The organism is Arhodomonas sp. AD133 (assembly GCF_051195215.1).
Lineage (GTDB): Bacteria > Pseudomonadota > Gammaproteobacteria > Nitrococcales > Nitrococcaceae > Arhodomonas.
Genome location: NZ_JBNAZM010000019.1, coordinates 1 through 22848, shown reverse-complemented (window position 1 = coordinate 22848; position 22848 = coordinate 1). Strand labels below are relative to the sequence as shown.

Below are 22848 nucleotides of genomic sequence, written 5' to 3'. Positions count from 1 at the left end.
AGCGGTGATCTCATGGCGATCAACAAGCCGATTTCGTTTGCATCTGCATGGGTCGCGCTCGCTGCGAGCGCGAGTCTGCTTCTGTTAACCGCGTCAGCCACGGCGTCCGGCCCACCGCTGACAGGAAGCGGCGACGGAATGTTCACCGGCGTCGAGGTCACGTCCGAGCGACAGGCGGGTGTCAACTCCATCCAGACCCGGACCCTGCACGGCGTGATCACCAGCGGGCCCCTCGACGGAAGCTTCATTCAACACGTCTCCGGTGTCGTCAACCAACAAACCGGCCGAGTGACGTTCGACGGTGTCCTGATCTTCACCGGTACAGTGGAGGGCTGTTCCGAGGAAGGCCAGGTGGACACCGTTACCCTGGGGCTTTCGGGCAGGGGACAGGCCGGGACGAGCCCGGTCACCGAGGCCTCCTTCCGGGTCATCGACCGGCGTCTCGATGAGGGCGCCAACACCTTGCCCGTGACCGGGCAGGGAACCGTCAATCAGAACGGCAACATTCTGACGTACGACCTCCAGTACAAGTGCCGAGTCGGCGATTCGTAGCTAACGGCGATCGCCGCCAGGCGGGCCGGGTTTCGGTGAGATTTCCGGGCTAGCCGTCTTGGAGGTGGGGGATGGACGTCGCAATCGTCGGGATCGGCTGCCGCTTTCCGGGCGGCGCCGACTCTCCGAACGCATTCTGGACGTTGTTGTGCGACGGGGTGGATGCCATTGGCGAGATGCCCCGTGACCGCTTCGACCTGGATGCGCTGTATGATCCCGATCCCGCGGCCCCCGGCAAGATCTACACGCGCCGGGGAGGCTATCTGGCGGGTATCGATGAGTTCGACGCGGGCTTCTTCGGGATCGCCCCGCGGGAAGCCCGCCGCATGGACCCGCAACAACGGCTCCTGCTGGAGGTTGCCTGGGAGGCGCTTGAACACGGTGGACAGCCGCCGCATGCGCTCGCCGGCTCGAACACGGGCGTTTTCGTCGGCGTTTCGGGTCACGACTATGCGGACATCCAGCTCCTGCCCTTCAACCGGCGACAGATCGACGCCCACGTCAACGCCGGCAGCTCCGGCTGCATCATCGCGAATCGCCTCTCCTACCTGCTGGACCTGCATGGACCCAGCTTCACCGTCGATACCGCCTGTTCCTCCTCGCTGACCGCGGTCCATCTGGCCTGCCGGAGCCTGGCGGCGGGCGAGTGCGATCTGGCCATCGCCGGGGGTGTGAACGTACTGCTGTCACCGGATGTAACCATCGGTTTCTGCAAGGCTGAAATGCTCTCACCCGACGGCCAGTGCCGCGCGTTCGACGCCGGGGCCAACGGCTATGTCCGCAGCGAGGGCGTTGGCGCCGTGGTGCTCAAGCCCCTCACCGACGCGCTCGCCGACGGCGATCCGATCCAGGCCGTTATCCGCGGCAGCGCCATCAATCAGGACGGGCGCACGGCGGGCCTGAGTCTGCCCAGCGTGGCCGGGCAGGAACAGATGCTGTGGCAGGCACTGGCCGATGCCGGAGTTGCCGCGTCCAGCATCCAGTACGTGGAAGCCCACGGCACCGGCACGGCTGCCGGCGACCCGGTGGAGGCGACCGCCATCGGCAAAGTCATGTCCACAGACCGCCCCGCCGACGACAACTGCCTCATCGGCTCGGTGAAGACGAATGTCGGTCACCTGGAGCTGGCAGCAGGGGTTGCCGGCCTGATCAAGGCGACGCTCGCACTCAAGCACCGGATGATTCCGCTTAACCTGCATTTCTCGGAGCCGAATCCCGCCATTGACTTCGAGGCACTCCAGCTGCGGGTTCCCACCCGGCTCGAACCATGGCCGGAGACATCCGGCCCCGCCAGGGCCGGCGTGAACTCCTTCGGATTCGGGGGTGCCAACGCGCACCTGGTGCTTGAGGAGCCACCGCGCGCGGAAACGCAGCCACGTCCGTGCGTGGATACGTCCATGCACGTGTTTACGCTGTCCGCCGATGCCCCCGGAGGACTGCAGCAAACCGCGGAGCGCCACCTGGAGCGCCTGCGCGCGGATCCATCACCGCAACTGCACGACCTGTGCTATACCGCCGCCGTGCGACGAAGCCACCATCAGCGCCGCCTGGCCATCGTCGCCGGCTCGCAGACGGAGCTCACCGAACACCTCGAGACCTTCCTTGGGAACGAGGAGCACGCGGCCGTTGTCACCGGGCGCGCCGCGCGCAGCGAGGCTTCCAGGCTCGCATTCGTCTTCTCCGGCATGGGGGCGCAGTGGTTGGGCATGGGGCGGCAGCTGCTGCGGGCGGAGCCGACCTTCCGAGAAGTTCTCGAGGAATGCGACCGCATTCTGCAACCGCTTGCAGGCTGGTCGGTCATCGACGAGCTTACGGCCAGTGAAGCGCACTCGCGCCTCGGCGAAACGGTGGTCGTCCAGGTCGTTAATTGTGCCGTCCAGATTGCGCTGGCGGCGGTGTGGCGCCGCTGGGGCGTTATCCCGGACGCGATCGTGGGACACAGCGCCGGCGAGATGGCGGCCGCGCACGTGGCCGGTGCGCTGAACCTGCCCGATGCGCTCTACGGCGCCTATCATCGGGGACGCTTGCTGGACCGCGCCACCGGAACCGGGACGATGCTGGCCGCCGGCATTTCGGCGGAGGAAGCGGCAAGCATCACCGCGGAATACGACGGTCGTGTCTCCCTTGCCGCGGTGAACAGCCCCTCCGCGATCACCTTGTCCGGGGAGGCCGACGCGCTCGCACGGATCGCCCGCTCACTGGAAGCCCGGGAACGGTTCTGCCGCCTCCTGCCGGTAGAGGTGCCTTACCACGGGCCGCAAATGGAGGCAATCCGGGAGGAACTGCTGGACGCTCTGGGCGAACTGCGTCCGGCGGCCCCGGCGGCGATTCCGTTTGTCTCGGGGAATATGGGCACGCGGGCGGATACGCAACGCCTGGACGCTGATTACTGGTGGCGTAACGTCCGGCAGCCGGTCCTGTTCGCGGATGCCATGGACACGCTGATCACGGACGGCCACGAGGTTTTCGTGGAGGTCAGCCCGCATCCCGTCCTTGCCGGCAACATGCGTGAGTGCCTGGCGGAGCGCGGCAAGATCGGGGATGTGCTGCCCACGCTCCGGCGTCAGGAGGACGAACGCCAAATCATGCTGGGCTCGCTGGCCACGCTGTACGCCCGCGGACGAGGCGTCGACTGGTCGGGTCTCTACCCCACCGGGACATGCCTGGAGCTCCCCACGTATCCCTGGCAACGGGAGCGCTACTGGTTCGACGCGGCGGATGGCGCGACGGACGCCCGCACCCCCGGCGTGGATACGGGACACGCCCTCCTCGGCCGACGCCTCCCCTGTCCCCAGCCCGTCTGGGAGGCGGATCTGGAGGATCCGCGCATCGACTACCTGGACACGCACGTGGTCGAGGACAGCGCCGTATTCCCCGGCGCCGCCTATGTGGAGATGGCGTTGGCAGCGGGACGGGAGCTGTGGGGTGAGAAGCCGGTCCAGCTGGAACAGGTCACCTTCAACAAGCTGCTGTTCCTGAACCGCCCTCGCGACCTCCGGTTTCAGCTCCTCTACCACCCGAGCGACTTCGCGGTGGAGATGCACAGCGCGCCGGCGGGCGAGCATCTGTCCTGGACACTGAATGCCGCGGCAAAGCTCAGGTTGAACGAGGCCCCTGAGGCATACGGGCATATTGACCTGGCGGGAGCGCGTGAGCGGTGCACCACTTCGGTGTCGAGTGACGACCAGTACCACTCACTTGAACAGCGCGGATTCCGTTACGGCGCGCCTTTTCGCGGCCTGCACGAGATCTGGTCCGGCGAGGCCGAGGCCGTGGCCCGCGTCCGTTTCCCTGCCGGCGTCGAGCTGCCGGTGGACGGATACCGGGTGCATCCGGCGCTTCTTGACGCGGCATTTCAATTGTTCGGCCTTCCCTGGTGCAAGAGCAGCATGGATGCGCAAGCCGATCGCCCGCTGTTCCCGGTGTCCATCGACCGGATCGTCTATCGCCAGGAGGTGGGCCGGCAGTTCTGGGCCCACATGGTGCTGCGCCACGGCGACGAGACGCAGCTCGAAGGCGACATCCGGCTGGTGGACGACGACGGCGCCGTGGCCATTGCCTGCGAAGGGCTCCGCATCCGGATTCTGGATGAAGCGCGGCCGCCTGAGCCGCGGGAAATCGACGAGTGGCTGTACGAGTTGCGCTGGGAGGAGGAACCGCTCCCGGTACCGGCAGTGGCCGGGGAACGACCGCCGCCGGATCTGCCCGGCGCGGCCGACATCTTCGCGACGCTCCAGCGGCAGCGCGTGGGCCCGGAGGCCGCCTCCGGCGCCCAGGACTACTACGACACCGTTGAGCCGGCTCTCGCCCGCATCGCCACCGGCTTCGCCCTGGCCGCCCTGGAAGAGCTGGGATGGAATGCCCGGCGCGATAGGGCCGCATCCGCCGAGACCGTCGCCGAGACGCTGGGCATCGTCCCCGGCTACCAGCGCCTCCTCGCCCAGCTGCTGCGGATGCTCGAACCCGGTGCCGAGGCGTCCCCCGGGGATGGTGCGGGCGTCCCGCGCGGTCACCCCGAGCTGCACGGCCAGCTTGACACGCTGGTCGCGGACTTCCCGGCATATGCGGCCAAGGCCGAGCTGGTGCGGCAGACCGGGGCGCACCTGGCGGACATTCTGCGCGGAGACCTCGATGCTCGCGAGATCCTGCTAACCGACGAATCACTCCAGCTACTGACACAGCTATACCACGCCAGTCCGCTCGGCCACGCCTACCACGAGCTGGTCGCCGATGCCGTGGCCGCCGCCGTCGACAACCGGCCTGCCAGCGCGCCGCCGCTGCGGGTGCTGGAAATCGGCGCCGGCACGGGAGCGGCCACCGCCACCGTCCTGCCCCGATTGCCGGCGGGGACGGAGTACGTATTCACCGACATCTCGCCCCATTTCCTCACGCGCGCGCAGGAACGCTTTGCCGAGCACGCGGGCATCCGTTACGCGGTTCTGGACATCGAGACGGATCCGGCGGCCCAGGGCTTCGAGCGTCATAGCTTCGACCTGATCATAGCGGCCAACGTACTTCACACGACCGCCACGCTGCGTACCACCCTCGATCACGTGCAAGATCTACTGGCCCCCGGCGGGCTGCTGACCCTGCTGGAGCTCACCCGTCCGGCGGGCTGGTTCAACCTGGTCTTCGGTCTGCTCGACGGCTGGTGGCGGTTCGCAGATGCCGACCTGCGGTCCCGGCAACCGCTTCTCCAGGCCGTCGGGTGGCAAGCACTTCTGGAGCAGCAAGGCTTTGAAGAAGTGACCCCCCTGTTCCAGGGCGAGCGCGATGGGGGCGAGCTCAATACCGTACTGTTGGCGCAGGCCCCAACAGCCGCGCAGGCCGGCTCGGTGACCGCCGAGGACGCAGGACGACACTGGCTGATCTTCGCCGACAGCGCCGGTATCGCCACGACCCTTGCGGCGGCGCTGCAGGCGCGGGGTGACGCTTGCACCCTGGCCTGCCGCGGGGAGGCGTATCGCCGCCGCGGGGACGGCGTGTTCGAGCTGCCGCCGAACGATGCCAGCGGCGCGAGCCTGCGCTTGCTGGCAGACCTCGACGGGGCCGGCAACCCCCTCCATGGGGTAATCCACCTATGGAGCCTGGACGCCCCGGCGGGTGATGAACCCGACACGGCGGCACTGATGGCGTCGCAGGCGCTGGGCTGCGACAGCGTACTGGGCCTGATGCAGGCCCTCCAGCAAGGCGCCGAGCGCGTTCCGCAGATCTGGCTGGTTACCTCCGGCTCACAGCCCGTGGCCGGTCACGACGCAGCACCGAACATGGCGCAGGCGACCCTCTGGGGATTGGGCCGGGTACTCATGAACGAGCACGCGGAGGTGCCCTGCCGCCTGCTGGACCTCAGCCCGACGCCGGGACGCGACGAGATCGACGCACTCGTCCAGGAGCTGTGCGGTGACGGCACGGACGAGGAGCTGGCGTTGCGTGGCCGGCAGCGCCTGGTTCGGCGGCTGCATCGGGTGGTGCTGGACAGCTCGAGGGTCCGGGAGGAGACGGACCGGCTGTCGCCGGATGAGGCAGTATTTCACCTGGACATCGGTACGCCGGGCGCACTCGAGAGCCTTGGGCTCCAGGCGGCGCCGCCCGCTGAGCCCGGCCCGGGGGAGCTGTCCATCAGGGTGATGGCGTCGGGACTGAGCTTCCGCGACGTGCTCCACGCGCTGGGCATGTTGCCGGCGGCGGTCTTTGCGCGCGAGTCCGGTGCTTCCTGCCTGGGCAGCGAGTGTGCCGGCATCGTTGTCGCCTGCGGCGAGGGGGTGGAGGAGTTCCGGGCCGGTGACGAGGTCATGGCGCTGGCGTCGGGGACTCATGGCTCGCGGGTGATCGCTCGCGCGGACCTCGCCATACGCAAACCGTCATCCCTGTCCTTCGAAGAAGGCGCCGGCGTTCTGAACGCGTTTGTCACGGCCGACTACGCGCTCAATCACTTGGCGCGGATCACCGCCGGTGAGCGCGTGCTCGTCCACTCCGCCGCCGGCGCGGTCGGCCTGGCCGCCATCGCGTATTGCCGCCGCGCGGGCGCCGAGGTTTACGCCACCGCGGGGACGCCGGAGAAGCGCGCGTATCTGCAATCTTTGGGGATCGAGCACGTAATGGATTCCCGCTCGCTGGCGTTCGCCGACGAGATACTCAGCCGCACGGACGGGGAAGGCGTCGACGTGGTCCTCAACTCCCTGGCGGGCGAGGCGCTTGTCAAGGGCATCGACATCCTGCGGCCCTATGGCCGGTTTATCGAGCTGGGCAAGCGCGACATCTACGAGAATGCCCGGCTCGGGCTGCTGCCGTTTCAGCGCAACCTCTCCTTCCATGCGGTGGACCTGGTTCAGCTGGCCCTGGATCGGCCGGAGCTGGCCAGGTCGCTGCTGGCCGACGTGCTCCGGGATGTCACCGAAGGCGGGCTGCCCCTGGTTCCGCACACCGCGTTCGACCTGGCCGAGGCCGAGCAGGCGTTCCGCCATATGGCCCAGGCGAAGCAAATCGGCAAGGTGGTGCTCACCGCGCGCGAGCCCTCCTACCCGGTACGCACGCACCGCGAGGTGCCGGCGTGTCGCGCCGACGCCACGTATCTGCTCACCGGCGGCCTGGGCGGCTTCGGCCTGGCCGTGGCCCAATGGCTGGTCGAGCAGGGCGCGCAGAACCTGGTGCTGACAAGCCGCAGCGGCACGCCCAAAGACGACGGTGCTGCCCTGGCCGCGTTGCGCGATTCAGGTGCGCGGGTGATCACCATGCAGGCGGACGTGACCCGCGAGGAGGACGTGGCCCGGGTCCTGGAGTACATCCGGCGCGAGCTTCCGCCGCTAAAAGGGATCTTCCACACGGCCATGGTCCTGGACGACGACGTGCTCACCCGCCTCGACGAAAAGCGGTTCCATGACGTGCTGGCACCGAAGGTCGCCGGGGCGTGGAACCTCCATCGGCTCACGCGGCGGGAGCGTCTCGACTACTTCGTCCTGTTCTCCTCCATGGCGTCGGTGATCGGTCATCCGTTGCAGGCGAACTATGCCGCGGCCAACGCCTTCCTGGATTCCCTGGCGGCGCACCGGCAGGCACTTGACCTGCCCGCGCTGACCATCGGCTGGGGCGCCCTGGCCGACGTGGGATACGTAGCCCGGCACCCGGAGACCGCACAGTACCTGGACCGCGGCGGCTTCACCGCCTTCTCGCCGCCACAGGCCCTGGATACGCTTGCAGAGCTGCTGCGCCATGATCTCACGCACGTGGTTGCCGCCCGCATGGACTGGTCCCAGTGGGCAGCGCTGAATCCCCTGGCGGCTGCCTCCCGGCGCTTCGAGCATTTTGTGGGGGCTACGCGGCAGGACGCCGACGCGACGCAGGACGTTACCGAATCCCCGCTGACCCTGGTGCGTGGCGCGGCAGCGGACGAGCGCCGGGAGGTGTTGGAGAGATACGTGCAGCACAAGGTAGCCAAGGTCATTGGCACCACCCCGGAGAAGGTGGACCTGGAGCGGGAGTTCGCCCAGCTCGGGTTCGACTCGTTGATGGCGGTGGAGCTCGCTACCGCCTTCAAGGTGGACCTGGCCGTCTCTATTCCGGTGGTAAAGATCCTCAAGGGGACCAGCGGCGTGGAGCTGGCGGCCACGCTGCTCGATGAGCTCGAGCTGGACGCAACAAGCCCCGCGGCAACGCTCGGCGAACCGGCGCGGGAACCGGCGGCCGACGACGACACCCGGCACCCGCTGTCCTTTGAGCAGCGGCGATTCTGGTTCCTCCACCGGGTCGATCCCGACAATCCAGCCTACAACCTGCCCGCGGCGGCGCGCCTGTCCGGCCCCCTGGACGTCACGGCGCTGGAAAGCAGCATCAACGAGGTCCTCCAGCGGCACGAGGTCTTGCGCGCCACCTTCCAGGACGTGGACGGGGAACCGGTGCAGGTCTTCGCGCCCACAGCCGCTTGGGCGTCGGAGACGGTGGACCTCACCGGGCTGGCGGAATCGGACCGGGAGGCCGAGCTGTCCCGACGGACGACCGAGGCGATCCAGCGCCCGTTCGACTTGAGCCGCGGCCCGCTGATGCGCGCCTGCATCTACCGCCTGGCGCGCGAGGAGCACGCCCTGCTGCTGGTCGTCCACCACATCGCCTGCGACGCCGTGGTCATGAACATGCTTCTCCGGGAGATCGCGGTGCTGTACGGGACGCTCTCCCAAGGGCAGCCCGCCTCCCTGCCCCCGCCACCGGCCAGCTATCTGGATTACATCCAGCACCAGCGGGCGCGGCTGGAGGACGTAATGGAGCCACAGCTGAAATACTGGAAACGCCAGCTCGCCGGCGCGCCCGCCGCTGTGCGCCTACCCGGCACGCCGGCCGCGCCGTCGGCCCCTGGCGCCCGCGGTGCGCACAAGCGTTTCGAACTGTCCGCGGAGTTGACCGCCGCCTTGCAGACGCTGAGCAACCGGGAAGGGGCCACGCTGTTCATGACCCTGCTCGCCGCCTTCCAGACGTTGCTGCACCGTTATTCCGGAGACGAGGACATCTGCGTCGGTACGGCGGTATCCACCCGCGACCTGCCGGGCACCGAAGACGTGGCCGGCTGCTTCATCAACACCCTGGTCCTGCGCTCGGATCTCTCCGGGGAACCCACCTTCCGGCAACTGCTGCAGCGGGTCAGGCATACCACGCTGGAGGGGTTGGCGCACCAGGATGCTCCCTTCGACCGGGTCGTCGACGCCCTCCAGCCCGAGCGCGGCCCCGGCCGCACCCCGCTGTTCGAGGCGATGCTGGTCCTGCACAACACCCAGGTCCCGGAGCTGGGAATGGGCGGCCCCGACGTGCAGTCAATGGCGGTTGAGAGCGGTACGGCGGTGAGCGATCTCGTCCTCCTCGCCGATGTCGGCGAACGGCTCGGCGGGACCCTGGAGTACAACGCCGAGCGTTTCGATGCCGCGACCATCGAGCGTTTCCTGGCACATTTCCGGACGCTGCTGGAAGGGATCGTTGCTGACGCCGAACGGCGCCTGTCCGCCCTGCCGATGCTGAGCGATGCGGAACGACGCGAAGTGCTGGTGGAGTGGAACGATACCGCGGCCGATTTCGGCGCCCCGGCGTGCCTGCACCAGCTCGTGGAAAGGCAAGCGGAACAGACCCCGCACGCGGTGGCGGTGGTTCAGGAGGGCGCCAGCCTGACGTACCAGGCGCTCGACCAGCGCGCCAACCAGCTTGCCCATCGCCTGCAGGCGATGGGCGTGGAACCGGATGCCGTGGTAGCCGTGTCCATGCAGCGCTCGCCGGAGAGCGTGGTCGCCGTGCTGGGCGTTCTCAAGGCGGGCGGAGCGTACCTGCCACTCGACCCCGACCACCCGCCGGAGCGACGGCGCACCATGCTAAAGGACGCGCAGGCAACTGTCCTGCTGACCCAGCCTGATCTGCTCGGCGGCCTTCCCGAGGATCCCCCGCGGGTCCTGGCGCTGGACCCGGAATGCCGCGAGCTTGCCACGGAGAGCACGGACAAACCCGCTGACCGGGCCCGTGTCGGGAATCTCGCGTACGTCATCTATACCTCCGGTTCCACCGGCGAACCCAAGGGCGTAATGATCCCGCACCAGGCGATCTGCAATCAGCTGCACTGGCGCCAGCGTGCCTTCCCGCTAAATACGACGGACAGGGTTCTCCAGCGTACCCCAGTGGGTTTCGATCCTGCCGTCTGGGAGCTTTTCGGGCCGCTGGCGGCCGGCGCCGGCGTGGTCATGCCCCCGCCCGGCACGGAATCCGACAGCGCCTGCCTGGTACGGCTGATACAGGAGCAACAGGTGACCGTGCTGCAGGGCGTCCCTTCCCTGCTGGATACGCTACTGGAGCAACCGGGCATCGACGGGTGCAACAGTCTGCGGTATGTATTCACCGGCGGAGAGCCTTTGTCACCGGGGCTGCGGGACCGATTCTTTGCGTGCCTATCCGCGCAACTGCACCATCTCTACGGCCCCAGCGAGGCAACCATCGACGCCGCTCACTGGGCCTGCCGGCCCACGGACGAGCAAGCAGTCGTCCCCATAGGGCGCCCCATCGCCAACACCAGGATCTATCTGCTGGACCGCTACCGCCAGCCGGTGCCCGTGGGCGCCGCCGGCGAACTGCATATCGGCGGTGCCGGGCTGGCGCGCGGGTACCTCAACCGGCCGCAGGCCACCGCCGCGCAGTTCATCGCCGATCCATTCGCCGACACCCCGGGTGAGCGGCTGTACCGGACAGGCGACCTGGGGCGCTGGCTGCCCGACGGCAGCATCGAATTCCTCGGGCGTGTCGATGAACAGCTCAAGATACGCGGTTTCCGCGTGGAGCCGGGCGAGGTCGAGGCTGTGTTGGCGGCGCACCAGGCCGTGCGGGACGCGGCGGTCGTGCCCCGCGAGAACCGCCGTGGCGAGCTGGAGCTGGCTGCATTCGTGGTGGCCGGGGAGAACATCGCCGAAAGCGACCTCCAACGCCATGCGGCGCAACGGCTGCCCGATTACATGGTGCCATCCACAATTCAGGTGCTGGACACGCTGCCGCGGACGAACAACGACAAGCTCGATCGCGCCGCTCTCGCCCAGCAGGCAAGGACTGTCTCCGGGCGCACTGGGACGACCACGCCCCCACGGGATCCGGTGGAGCTGCAACTGCGTCACATCTGGGAGGCGTTCTTCCCTGGGCAGTCCATCGGGGTGACCGACGACTTCTTCCAGCTCGGGGGCCACTCCCTGCTCGCCATGCGGCTGGTCGCCCGGATCCACAGCGTATTCGATCGGGAGCTCCCCGTCTCCAGCCTGATCCAGGGGCGCACCATCGAACAGCAGGCCTGCCTGCTCCGTGAGCAGCCCGAGACCGGCTCGCCGATGCTCGCCGTTCAGCCACACGGTGCGAAGCCGCCGTTGTTCTGTGTTCACCCGGTGGGCGGGACCGCCTTCTGCTATATGGAGCTGGCGGCGGCCCTGGGCAACGATCGGCCCTTCTACGCGCTGGAAGCCGCCGGGTTGTGGCAGCCGGAGCCCCATACCCGGATCGAGGACATGGCCCAGGCCTATGTCCGGGAACTCCAGCGCGTGCAGCCCACGGGTCCGTACGTCCTGGGCGGCTGGTCCATGGGCGGGGTGATCGCCTTCGAAATGGCCCGCCAACTCGAGGCACAGGGCCAGTCCGTGGCAAGACTTCTGCTGATCGATGCCCCGAGCCCGGCACCGGAAACCGATGCTGCACAGGTGGAACAATCCGCCGCGCTGGCGGCGTTCATGCGGGAGCTCGGCCTGAGTCCGCATGAAGTCACCGTCTCTTCGCGTGATTTCTGGCACCTCAGCGCCGAGCAACAGCTGGCCTGTGTCCTGGAGCACGCACGCAAGGCAGGCCTGGTGCCGCCGGATCTGGCCATGCCAGGGCTCCACCAGCAACTGCGGGTGTTCACCGCCAATCTGCGGGCGATGCACGACTACGTGCCGGCACCGTACGCGGGCCACCTCACGCTGATCGAGGCCGAAACGCCCCTCGCCAGTCCCATCACCGCGGGACCGGGCTGGGATGAATTCGCCAGGGGCGGGGTGACATGTCACACCGTCCCCGGAGATCACTACACGATGCTGCGCGAACCCCACGTTGCCATGCTCGCCCGGCAATTGACCGATTGTCTCGATGAGGACGTCCCGGTGGCTTCATGAGCGACGGCAACACGCTTCGCGCCGGCGCCGGCACGGCGAACACATGGCCCCCGGCGCCACCGCCGCGCAGCGTGCCGGACACCGATATCCACCTTTGGTGTGTGGCACTGGATCCGCCGCCTTGCCCTGTATGCGGTCACGTGCGGGGCCCCATCGGCGTGGACCTGGAGGCCTTCCTCCGTTCCTGGACCATGAAGGTTGAGGCGCTCCCAACCCGAGAGGGCTGGCTTGCCGAGTACCACACCATCCGTCTCCACGAGTCGCTCGGCGACATCTCACCGACGAGTTCCTCAACGACCGCGGTCACGCCGGAGTCTCTACTTATGAGTGGATCTAAGTCGGGAAAGTGGACAGACCGACCGCGGAACCTGGCGAAGTCGGTGACGGTGGAGTGACCGACGTCGGATACTCGATTATGTCTGTATGGGGAGTAATCGCTTAACGAGAGGTTTGCCGATAGTCAGGCATGCTTGCATTCTACGGGGCCAGGTGGCCGTCGCCCGCGTTTCCGGGGGCAAAGGCTGCCAGGGTGACGGGCCAGCGTGAGTAGACGGCATGCTGATCGACAACAGGGCACACGGCAATCTCGGCGAGCTGCTTTCGGAAAGCATCGAGGATCGCGCCTGCCTCTCGATTCTGACTTCCGCCTTCTCGATATTCGCCTATCATGGCTTGCGAACGGCGTTGCGACGGGCGGAGCTTGTTCGGCTCCTCCTGCCCTCGTCGCCGGGCGTGGAAGGCGACACATGCGTGGAATCCCTTCTTGGCGGGGAGGCCGATCGACAGTTTCGCAATAGCCTGGTTATGGCCGCGTTGGCGCGTGAGTGTGCAAACTGGATCGACGCTCGTGCTCAGGTCCGCACTGTTTTGCGGCCCGCCACTCATAACCTTTTTCACGTCTCCAATCCGGACGGTGAAACACTAGCCATTCACGGCAGCTCGCAATTCACTTCGGTAGGTCTAGGTCGTGTCCCTGGAACCGGGTACGACATGAACACGGCGTCCTCTGAACCTGATGTAACGAACGCGCTCCTGAAGTGGTTTGACGGTATCTGGGATGAACAGGATGCGGTGAAGGATATCAAGGCGGAGTTACTCGGCCGGCTGCGGGATGTCCACGAGAGTAAATCGCCGGAACTTATCTATTATCTCACGCTGCACAGTCTGTTTCGCGACTATCTCGGCGAGCTGGACGAAGAAAACATCATAAAGACCCGAACCGGCATCAAGGACACGGTAGTCTGGAACAAACTCTATCGTTTCCAGCGAGATGGTGTGCTCGGTGCCATCGACAAGATGGAGCGCTTCAACGGATGCATCCTGGCCGACAGCGTGGGTCTGGGTAAGACCTTCGAGGCGCTGGCCATCATGAAATACTACGAGCTGCGTAACGACAGAGTGCTGGTTCTGGCCCCCAAGAAGCTGCGCGAGAACTGGACCCTCTACACGGTCAATGACACCCGTAACCTCCTGGCGGAGGACCGCTTCAACTTCGATGTGCTCAACCACACCGACCTCACCCGCGAGAGCGGCAAGTCCGGCGAGATCAACCTGGAAACGGTCAACTGGGGCAACTACGACCTGGTGGTCATCGATGAGTCCCACAACTTCCGCAACAACCCACCGCGCAAGGATGGCCTGACCCGCTACGGCCGGCTCATGCGTGACATCATCCAGGCGGGTGTGAAGACCAAGGTGCTCATGCTCTCGGCGACGCCGGTCAACAACCGCATGAACGACCTGAAGAACCAGATCGCCTTCATCACGGAGGGGCGGGATGACGCCCTGTACCCGGAGGGTATCGCCAGTATCGACAACACGCTGGGCAAGGCCCAGAAGCGTTTCAATGCCTGGCTACGGGAAGGCGAGGAACGGCGCACTTCCGAGCGGCTGCTGGAGGCACTGAACTTCGACTATTTCAGCCTGCTGGATCGCCTCACCATCGCTCGCTCCCGCAAGCACATCGAGAAGTATTACGACATGGGCGAGATCGGTGCCTTCCCGAAGCGCCTCTCCCCCCGGAATCTCTACCCGCCCATCGACACAGCCGAACGATTCCCGGAGCTGCGGGAGATCAACCGCGACATTCGCCGGCTCAATCTCAGTGCCTACGCGCCGTTGAAGTACGTCCTTCCGGAGAAATTGGAGGAGTACAGCCGCAAGTACGACATGCAGGTGGCCGGCGGCTCGGTCTTTAAGCAGATGGACCGGGAGGAAAGCCTCATTCACCTCATGCGTGTGAACATGCTGAAGCGCATGGAAAGCTCCATCCACGCCTTCGCGCTGACCGTCGAAAAGCTCCTGGGCGGCGTACGCGAGCTTAAGGAAAAGCTGAACAATCACGATGCCACGGACATCGAGGAATGGGGCATCGAGGACATCGAGGTGGAGGACGAGGCCTTCGATCCTTACCTGGTGGGCAGCAAGGTCAAGGTGCTCATCCAGGACGTGGACCGCGTCCGCTGGCGCCAGGAGCTGGAGGAGGACGAGGCGCAGCTGGTCAAGCTGCTGCGCGAGGCGCGGGACGTCACTGCCGAGCGGGACGCCAAGCTCGCCGGACTCAAGGAACAGATCCGGGAGAAGGCGGGCAACCCGATCAACCCCCGCAACCGCAAGGTGCTGGTATTCACCGCCTTCGCGGATACCGCCGAATACCTCTACGAGCAGATCGCCGAGTGGGCTCGGGACGAGCTGGGCCTGCACAGCGGCAAGGTCACCGGCCACTCCCACGGCAACCGCAGCACCCTTCCGGGCCTGCGGCGGGATATTCCGTCCATCCTGACCGCGTTCTCGCCGGTGTCTAAGGAGCGCGCCGGCGAAGGTCAGCCGGAGATCGATATCCTCATTGCCACGGACTGCATCTCCGAGGGCCAGAACCTCCAGGACTGCGACTTCCTGGTGAACTACGACATCCACTGGAACCCGGTGCGCATCATCCAACGCTTCGGCCGCATCGACCGGCTCGGCTCCACCAACGACGTCATCCAGCTGGTCAACTTCTGGCCGAACATGGAGCTGGATGAGTACATCGACCTGGAGGCCCGGGTGGCCGGACGGATGGTGCTGCTGGACATCTCCGCCACCGGCGAGGAAAACGTCATCGAGTACGCCGAAGGCGATGCCATGAACGACCTGGAGTACCGTCGGCGGCAGCTCCACCAGCTACAGAACGACGTGCCCAGCATCGAGGACCTCTCCGACGGTATCTCCATCACGGACCTCACGCTTAACGATTACCGCATGGACCTGGGCGAGTACCTCAAGGAGCACGGCGAGCGCCTGGCGCGCATGCCCCTGGGCGCCTTCGCCGTCACGCCCATCGACGATCTGGTGGAGCGCGAAGACCTGGGGCCGGGGGCGATCTTCTGTTTGCGCAACATGAACGCCCGCGTCCAGGGCGATCCGACGTACCCCCTGGCGCCCCATTACCTCGTATACGTGGGCGACGACGGCGAGGTGCGGATGAACTTCACCCACACCCGGCGCGTTCTGGATGCCCTCAAGCGCCTGACCCTGGGTCGGGGCCACCCGGACGACATGGCCGTGGCCCGTTTCAACCACGCCACCGGCGACGGCTGGGAGATGGCCCATTACCGTGAGCTCCTGGCCCGTGCCGTGGCCGCCGTCACCGGCAAGGCGGAGGAGCGGGGCGTGGAGAGCCTGTTCCGACCCGGCGGCACGGTCATCAGCCGCGACAGCTTCCAGGGCATGAATGACTTCGAGGTGGTCAGCTACCTCATCATCCTGGACGGCGCCGAGGCGGTGTGATGCACGCGGTGTACGAACACCTGGCCCTGCCGGATGCGGCCCATCTGGGAAAGCGGGTCTACAAGAAGCTCTTCTTCGAGAACGCCGAACTGTCGGCGGCGGACCGCCGGGCGTTTACCGACGACGTGGAGGCGGTGACCTGGCAGTACACCCTCAAGCCCAGCACCGTGCCCGTAAGCCCTTATCAGGACGACGAAAGGGACTACCCGGAGCTGGCGGTGGTCGAGATCGAGCTTCGGGAGACCAAACGTGCCCAGCGCCTGGCCGAGATCATCCACCGGGCGATTCCCTATCCGCTGCTCCTGGTCCTCGTGCACAATGACCGGTTCGCGGTGAGCACCGCCCACAAGCGCGCCAGCCGGGCCGAGCAGGGTGCGGTGGTGGCCGAAGAGATCCAGGCTACCCGCTGGATGGCGCCCGGTGCGCTGGACGCGGTGGAGCAGGCGTTCCTGGACAGCCTGGCGGTGGCCCAACAGCCCCAGACTCACTACTACGCGCTCTACGACGGATGGCATCAACGTCTTCTGGCACTGGCCTGCGCCCGCCTCACCGGCGAGTTCCGTGTACCGTCACGGGCCGAGCAGCAAGCGAAGCGGCGTGACATGCTCACCGAATGCCACCGGCTGGAAGGCGAAATCACCCGGCTGCGGGCCGAGATCAAGAAAGAATCACGCTTCAACCGCCAGGTGGAGCTGAACACCCGCATCAAGCAACTGGAACAAGAGCTCCGGCAGACCACCGCCGGGCTTTAGACGACACCAAGGCAGACCATGGACAAGCTGGACCCGAAGCAGGACGGCGCCTCGCCGGACATCGTTCAGGACAATATCGACAAGCTCCGCGAGCTCTTCCCCGACGCGTTCACCGAAGGCTCGGACCGGGATGGGCCGCGCTGGAAGGTGGACTTCGATGCGCTGCGGCAGATCCTTGGCGACAATGTGGAGGATCAGCGCGAGCGCTACAGCTTCACCTGGCACGGCAAGGCCCGCGCCAGGCAGATCGCTCAGACCCCCTCGGCCGGCACCCTGCGCCCCTGCCCGGAGGAGTCCGTCAACTGGGAGAGCACGCAGAATCTGTTCATCGAGGGGGACAACCTGGAGGTGCTCAAGCTCCTGCAGAAGTCCTACCACAAGCGGGTGAAGATGATTTACATCGACCCGCCTTACAATACCGGCGGCGAGTTCATCTATCCGGACCGCTTTCAGGACAACCTGGATACCTACCTGCGCTACACCGGCCAGATCGATGACCAGGGCTTCAAGGTATCGGCCAACTCCGAGTCCTCCGGCCGCTATCACACGAACTGGCTGAATATGATGTATCCGCGGCTAAGGTTGGCTCGGAACCTGCTCCGGGATGATGGGGTGATCTTCGTTTCTATTGACGACCATGAGGTGCAGAACCTGCGGCAAATCATGGACGAGATATTTGGGCCGGAAAACTTTATCGCCTCTGTTATTTGGCAGAAGGTTTACGCACCAAAAAATAGCGCTCGGCATTTTTCGGTAGATCACGATTATGTTGTAGTTTATTCCCGCTCGGCAGACTCTTGGGTGCCTGAGCTTCTACCTCGAACGGATGCCCAGGACGCACATTATTCGAACCCTGATGATGACCCAAGAGGCCCTTGGCGCGCCGACGGAATGTCCGCTCGAAATTATTACAGCAAAGGAGTTTACTCAGTGAGGACTCCGAGCGGTCGTGTTATTGAGGGGCCGCCATCCGGTCGATACTGGGTGTATTCCGAAGAGAAGTTTAAGGAACTTGATGCGGATGGTCGCATCTGGTGGGGGAGAAATGGTGATAACCAACCCGCGGTAAAACGGTTTCGAGAAGAAGTATCGAGTGGTCGCGTGCCCCAGACTTTGTGGAAATACGATGAGGTTGGGCATACGCAAGAAGCAAAGAAAGAGTTGCTTCGACGTATCAATTTCGACTCTTCCGATTCAGTATTTGATACTCCTAAGCCAGTTCGATTGATACAACAGATGCTTCGTATTGGCACAACACCGACTGAGGAAGCTATCGTTCTGGACTTTTTCTCTGGTTCAGGGACTGTCGGCGATGCCACCATGCAGCTCAATGCCGAAGACGGCGGTAACCGACGCTTTCTGCTTGCCCAGCTCCCAGAGCGAACGGAAGCCGAGGACTACTCTACTATCGCCGACATGGGCAAGGCCCGGCTTCGCGCGGCGGGTGAGGCCATTCACGAGGAACAACCCGACGGGGCAGAAGGTGCCGCTGAGCTGGACCTGGGCTTCAAGGTCCTCAAGCTTAGCGCTAGCAACATCCGCCCCTGGGACCCGAACGCCAACGATCTGAAGACCTCCCTCTTCGATGCCGTCGAGAACATCAAATCCGACCGCACCGAGCGCGATGTTCTCTACGAGCTGCTCCTCAAATACGGCCTGGATCTGGCCGTGCCCATCGAGGAGCGCCAGATCGCCGGCAAAACCGTCTACATCATAGGGGCCGGTGCGCTGGTGGTCTGCCTGGCGGACAACACTGATCTTGAGGTCGTCAACGGCATCGCCGCCCTGAAGGACGAGCTGACCCCGGAGGTCATGCGGGTGGTGTTCAAGGACGCCGGTTTCGCCGATGACGTGGTCAAGACCAATACGGTGCAGATTTTGCGTCAGGCAGGCATCGAGGACGTGAAGAGCTTGTGACCAGGGAGGGATAGGCAATGGGCGATGATCAATACGACGAGCGAGGAGCGCTGGAACAACCGGAAGACGACGTGCGCTCCGCCTCCGGCGAGGTGCTGTTCTATCAGACGGAAGATGGAAGGACACGCATCGAATGCCGGTTCGAGGACGACACGGTCTGGCTGACACAGGCACTGATGTCTGAGCTGTATCAGGTCACAGTGCCGACCATCAACGCCCACCTACGCGCCTGCTTCGAGTCCGGTGAGCTGGATCGGGATCGAACTATTAGACAGTTTCTAATAGTTCGCCAGGAGGGTGGGCGTGAGGTCTCCCGCGAGATAGCCCACTACAACCTGGATGCCGTGCTGGCCGTCGGCTACCGGGTGCGCAGCCACCGGGGCACTCAGTTCCGCCGCTGGGCCACCGATCGGCTGCGGGAATACCTCACCAAGGGCTTCGCCATGGACGACGAGCGGTTGCGCAACCCGCCCGGACCCGGCGTGCCCGACTACTTCGACGAGCTGCTGGAGCGTATCCGCGACATCCGCGCCAGCGAGCGCCGGATGTACCTGCGGGTGCGGGAGATCTTCGCCCTGGCGGCCGATTACGAGCCCAGCGCCGAAGATACCCAGCGCTTCTTCCAGCACACGCAGAACAAACTCCACTATGCCGCCACCGGGCAGACGGCCCCGGAGCTGATTCACAGCCGCGCCGACCACACCGCACCCAACATGGGCCTGGCGAGCTGGAAGGGTGACGAAGTGCGCTCCGCCGACGTCACGGTGGCCAAGAACTATCTGCGGGCCGAAGAGATCACGAACCTGAACCGGATCGTGACCATGTGGCTGGATTTCGCCGAGGATCAGGCCAGTCGGCGCAAACAGGTCTTCATGAAGGATTGGCAGGCGAAGCTGGACCAGTTTCTGGATTTCAACGACCGGGCCGTGCTGAGCGGCCACGGTAGCGTTCGCAAGAGCACCGCCGACAAGAAGGCTAAGGCCGAGTATGCCCGTTTCGAGGAGCGCCGGCGCGCGCTGAAGGAAGCCACGGGCGAAGAAGAGACGTTGCGCGCGCTGGAGAATCTGGCGCGCAAGTCCCCCGGGCGCGACGGGGGGAATGACGGGGGAAGTGATCGATGAAGATCCAGTTCGACGCGGATCTCGACTATCAGCGCGAGGCCATAAACGCGGTGGCCGACGTGTTCGAGGGCCAGGAAGTCTGTCAGACGAACTTCACCGTGGCCCCGTTGCGCGGCGAGCCCCAGATGGCCATGAGCTTCGGCCAGGAAAGCGGCGATCTAGGCGTGGGTAACCGGCTGCGGCTTCTGGAAGAGGACATCCTGGACAACGTGCGGGACATTCAGCTTCGCAATGGCTTGGCGCCATCCACTGAGCTGGACTCGCTGGACTTCACCGTGGAGATGGAGACCGGCACCGGGAAGACGTACGTCTACCTGCGCACGATATTCGAGCTGAACCGACGCTACGGTTTCACCAAGTTCATCGTCGTGGTGCCGTCGGTGGCCATCAAGGAGGGCGTGTACAAGTCGCTCCAAATGACCGAGCCGCACTTCAAGGCGCTGTATGACAACGCCCCCTTCGACTACTTCGTCTACGATTCCCAGAAGCTGGGCCAGGTGCGTAATTTCGCCACCAGCGACACTATCCAGATCATGGTGATCAACATCGACGCCTTCCGCCGCAGTTTCGTGGACCCGGAGCGCGAGGACAAGGCGAACATCATTCACCGCCCTCACGACCGGATGACCGGCAACAAGCCCATCGAGTTTATCCAGGCCACCAACCCCGTGGTCATTATCGACGAGCCGCAAAGCGTCGCGACCACGGACAAGAGCCGGGAGGCCATCCGCTCGCTGAACCCGCTGTGCACCCTCCGCTACTCTGCGACACATCTCGACAAGCTCCACATGCTCTACCGGCTCGACTCCGTGGACGCCTACGAGCGCAAGCTGGTCAAGCAGATCGAGGTGGCCGGCATCGAGGTGCAGGACAGCCACAACAAGGCGTACGTGAAGCTGCTGGCAGTGGACAATCGCAAGAGTCCGATCCGCGCCCGGGTGGAGCTGGACGTGCTGCAGAAGGGCGGCAAGGTCGCGCGCAAGGCCAAGTGGGTTCGGCAGGGCGATGACTTGCTGGAGGTGGCCGGCGGACGAAGCTTGTACGACGGCTTCATTATTAACGATATCTACTGCGAACGTGAAAATGAGTACATCGACTTCACCAGTAAGCCAGACATTGTTCGCCTGGGCGAGGCCATCGGCCAGGTGGACGACGACGAATACAAGCGGTTGCAGATTCGCAAGACCATCGAGGAGCACCTGGACAAGGAGCTGAAGTTAACCCCTCGGGGCATCAAGGTGCTGAGCCTGTTCTTCATCGACCGGGTGTCCAACTACCGGGTCTACGACGAGGGCGGTAACCCGCAGCCGGGCAAGTACGCGCGCATGTTCGAGGAGGAATACGTGCGGGCCGCCCGCAAGCCGAAGTACCGGAGCCTGTTCGACGAGGTGGACCTGGAGACCGAGTCGGAAGACGTCCACGACGGCTACTTCGCCGTGGACAAGAAAAAGGACGCCAGCGGCCGCGGCATGCTCAAGGACTCCCGGGGCGAGGGCAAGACGCAAGCCGATGAGAGCGCCTACCAGCTCATCATGCAGGACAAGGAGCGGTTGCTGAGTTTCGAGTCCCGGCTGAAATTCATCTTCTCCCATTCCGCGCTCAAGGAAGGCTGGGACAGCCCCAACGTTTTCCAGATCTGCACGCTGAACGAAACCCGCTCCACCATGAAGAAGCGTCAGGAGATCGGGCGTGGGCTACGGCTGGCCGTGAACCAGGATGGCGAGCGAGTGCATGGCTTCGACGTGAATACCCTCACCGTCATGGCCAACGAGTCCTATGAGGATTTCGCCCGACAGCTCCAGACGGAGATCGAGCAGGAAGAGGGCATCCGCTTCGGCGTGGTGGAGAAGCATCTCTTCGCGGGTATGCCCGTGGAAGGCGTCGAAGGCGAATCCGGTTATTTCGGGGTCGGGGCGTCCGAAAATGTCTGGACGCACCTCCACGAACAGGGCTATATCGACGCCAGGGGCAAGGTGCAGGACAGCCTGCGACAGGACCTGAAAAGTGGTGCGCTTTCGTTGCCCGAGGAGGCGGTTGAGCAGGCTGACGCCATTGCCGGTCTGCTACGCAAGGTCGCCGGCCGTCTGAACATTCAGAACAAGGACGACCGGCGTAAGGTGCAGCTGAACAAGGCGGTATACCTGAGCGACGACTTCAAGGCGCTCTGGGATCGCATCAAGCACCACACCACGTATCGGGTGGATTTCGACACCGCGGCATTGATCGAGCGCTGCGCCGAAGAGATCCGCGACAATCTCCGGGTGGGCAAGGCCCGTTTCGTCACCCGCACGGCACGGCTGGATGTGAACCGGGGTGGGGTGGATGCCGAGGCCGTCAAGGAGGCTGCCGCTACCTATGATGCTCGTGACTTCCAGCTTCCGGACATTGTCGGATTCCTGCAAAACGAGACCAACCTGACGCGACGCACGCTGGTGGAAATTCTGGTGCGCAGTGAGAGGTTGGAGGATTTCCGTGACAATCCGCAGAAATTCATCGAGCAGGTGCTGGAGATCATACGCCGTCAGATGCGGCTGTTCATCGTGGACGACATCAAATACCAGAAGATCGGTGATGACCACTTCTATGCTCAGGAGCTGTTCGAGGAGGAGGAGCTGTTCGGCTACCTCAGCCGCAACATGATCGAGAGCGAGAAGTCGGTCTACGACCACGTGGTTTATGACTCCGACGTGGAAGCCAATTTCGCGGAAGCGTTTGAGCGCAACGACGAGGTCAAGGTCTACGCCAAACTGCCATGGTGGTTCCGCATCGACACGCCGCTGGGCAGCTACAATCCCGACTGGGCGGTGGTGGTCGACGTTCGTGGTAAGGAACGACTGTATTTCGTAGTGGAGACCAAGGGCGACCTGTTCAGCGATGCGCTCCGTCCTTCCGAGAAAGCCAAGATTCAATGTGGGGAAAAGCATTTTGAAGCGCTTGGTGAGGACGTGACGTTCACTCCGGAAAAGGATTACGAAGAGTTCCGCCAGACGTTTTCCTGACGAGTGGAAAGATGAAATACTAATCTTTTAGAAAGTAATGTCAGGTTCGATTGTGTATCGGCAGGCCGGGTGACGGAAGAACGACTGCACTAGT

At 64.7% G+C, this 22848-nt stretch carries 8 protein-coding genes; 7 read left to right on the top strand and 1 reads right to left on the bottom strand.

The features are described from left to right. Window positions 1-12: 12 nt before the first annotated feature. Together ACPEES_RS12325 and ACPEES_RS12320 are read left to right on the top strand one after the other, a co-directional pair. The gene (locus tag ACPEES_RS12325) at window positions 13-552 is read left to right on the top strand and encodes a hypothetical protein (protein ID WP_435103794.1); all 540 of its coding nucleotides are present in this window, start codon (window positions 13-15) and stop codon (window positions 550-552) included. A gap of 71 nt (window positions 553-623) precedes the next feature. Further along, on the top strand, window positions 624-12197 hold the full coding sequence (locus tag ACPEES_RS12320) for an amino acid adenylation domain-containing protein (protein WP_435103793.1): 11574 nt from the start codon (window positions 624-626) through the stop codon (window positions 12195-12197). Window positions 12198-12674: 477 nt separating this feature from the next. Here the strand turns inward: ACPEES_RS12320 and ACPEES_RS12315 are convergent, their stop codons facing one another. Beyond that, window positions 12675-13094 carry a hypothetical protein gene (locus ACPEES_RS12315; RefSeq protein WP_435103792.1) on the bottom strand — a complete coding sequence of 140 codons (420 nt, stop codon included), beginning with the start codon at window positions 13092-13094 and terminating at the stop codon, window positions 12675-12677. Between the two features lie 174 nt (window positions 13095-13268). Between ACPEES_RS12315 and ACPEES_RS12310 the strand changes: the two genes are divergently transcribed. Genes ACPEES_RS12310 through ACPEES_RS12290 form a run of 5 tightly spaced genes read left to right on the top strand, consistent with a single transcriptional unit; the run spans window position 13269 to window position 22754 of the window. After that, window positions 13269-15965, top strand: coding sequence for a helicase-related protein (locus ACPEES_RS12310; RefSeq protein ID WP_435103791.1), 2697 nt, complete (start codon window positions 13269-13271; stop codon window positions 15963-15965). Continuing rightward, complete coding sequence (locus tag ACPEES_RS12305; protein ID WP_435103790.1) at window positions 15965-16717, top strand: DUF4391 domain-containing protein; 753 nt, start codon at window positions 15965-15967, stop codon at window positions 16715-16717. Before ACPEES_RS12310 ends, ACPEES_RS12305 begins: the two co-directional genes overlap by 1 nt. 18 nt (window positions 16718-16735) lie before the next feature. Beyond that, window positions 16736-18634: a DNA methyltransferase gene (locus ACPEES_RS12300; RefSeq protein ID WP_435103789.1), complete on the top strand. Its 1899-nt coding sequence runs from the start codon at window positions 16736-16738 to the stop codon at window positions 18632-18634. 17 nt (window positions 18635-18651) lie between these two features. Then, window positions 18652-19755 (top strand): virulence RhuM family protein, encoded by a 1104-nt coding sequence (locus tag ACPEES_RS12295; protein ID WP_435103788.1) that lies wholly within the window; start codon window positions 18652-18654, stop codon window positions 19753-19755. Then, a complete protein-coding gene (locus ACPEES_RS12290; protein WP_435103787.1) occupies window positions 19752-22754 on the top strand; it encodes a type III restriction-modification system endonuclease in 3003 nt (1000 codons plus the stop codon). Before ACPEES_RS12295 ends, ACPEES_RS12290 begins: the two co-directional genes overlap by 4 nt. The last annotated feature ends 94 nt before the right edge of the window (window positions 22755-22848 follow it).

Bases quoted from the DNA above. Each gene is read 5' to 3' on its own strand.
- ACPEES_RS12325 (WP_435103794.1), top strand. From the start codon at position 13: ATGGCGATCAACAAGCCGATTTCGTTTGCATCTGCATGGGTCGCGCTC.
- ACPEES_RS12320 (WP_435103793.1), top strand. From the start codon at position 624: ATGGACGTCGCAATCGTCGGGATCGGCTGCCGCTTTCCGGGCGGCGCC.
- ACPEES_RS12305 (WP_435103790.1), top strand. From the start codon at position 15,965: ATGCACGCGGTGTACGAACACCTGGCCCTGCCGGATGCGGCCCATCTG.
- ACPEES_RS12300 (WP_435103789.1), top strand. From the start codon at position 16,736: ATGGACAAGCTGGACCCGAAGCAGGACGGCGCCTCGCCGGACATCGTT.
- ACPEES_RS12295 (WP_435103788.1), top strand. From the start codon at position 18,652: ATGGGCGATGATCAATACGACGAGCGAGGAGCGCTGGAACAACCGGAA.
- ACPEES_RS12290 (WP_435103787.1), top strand. From the start codon at position 19,752: ATGAAGATCCAGTTCGACGCGGATCTCGACTATCAGCGCGAGGCCATA.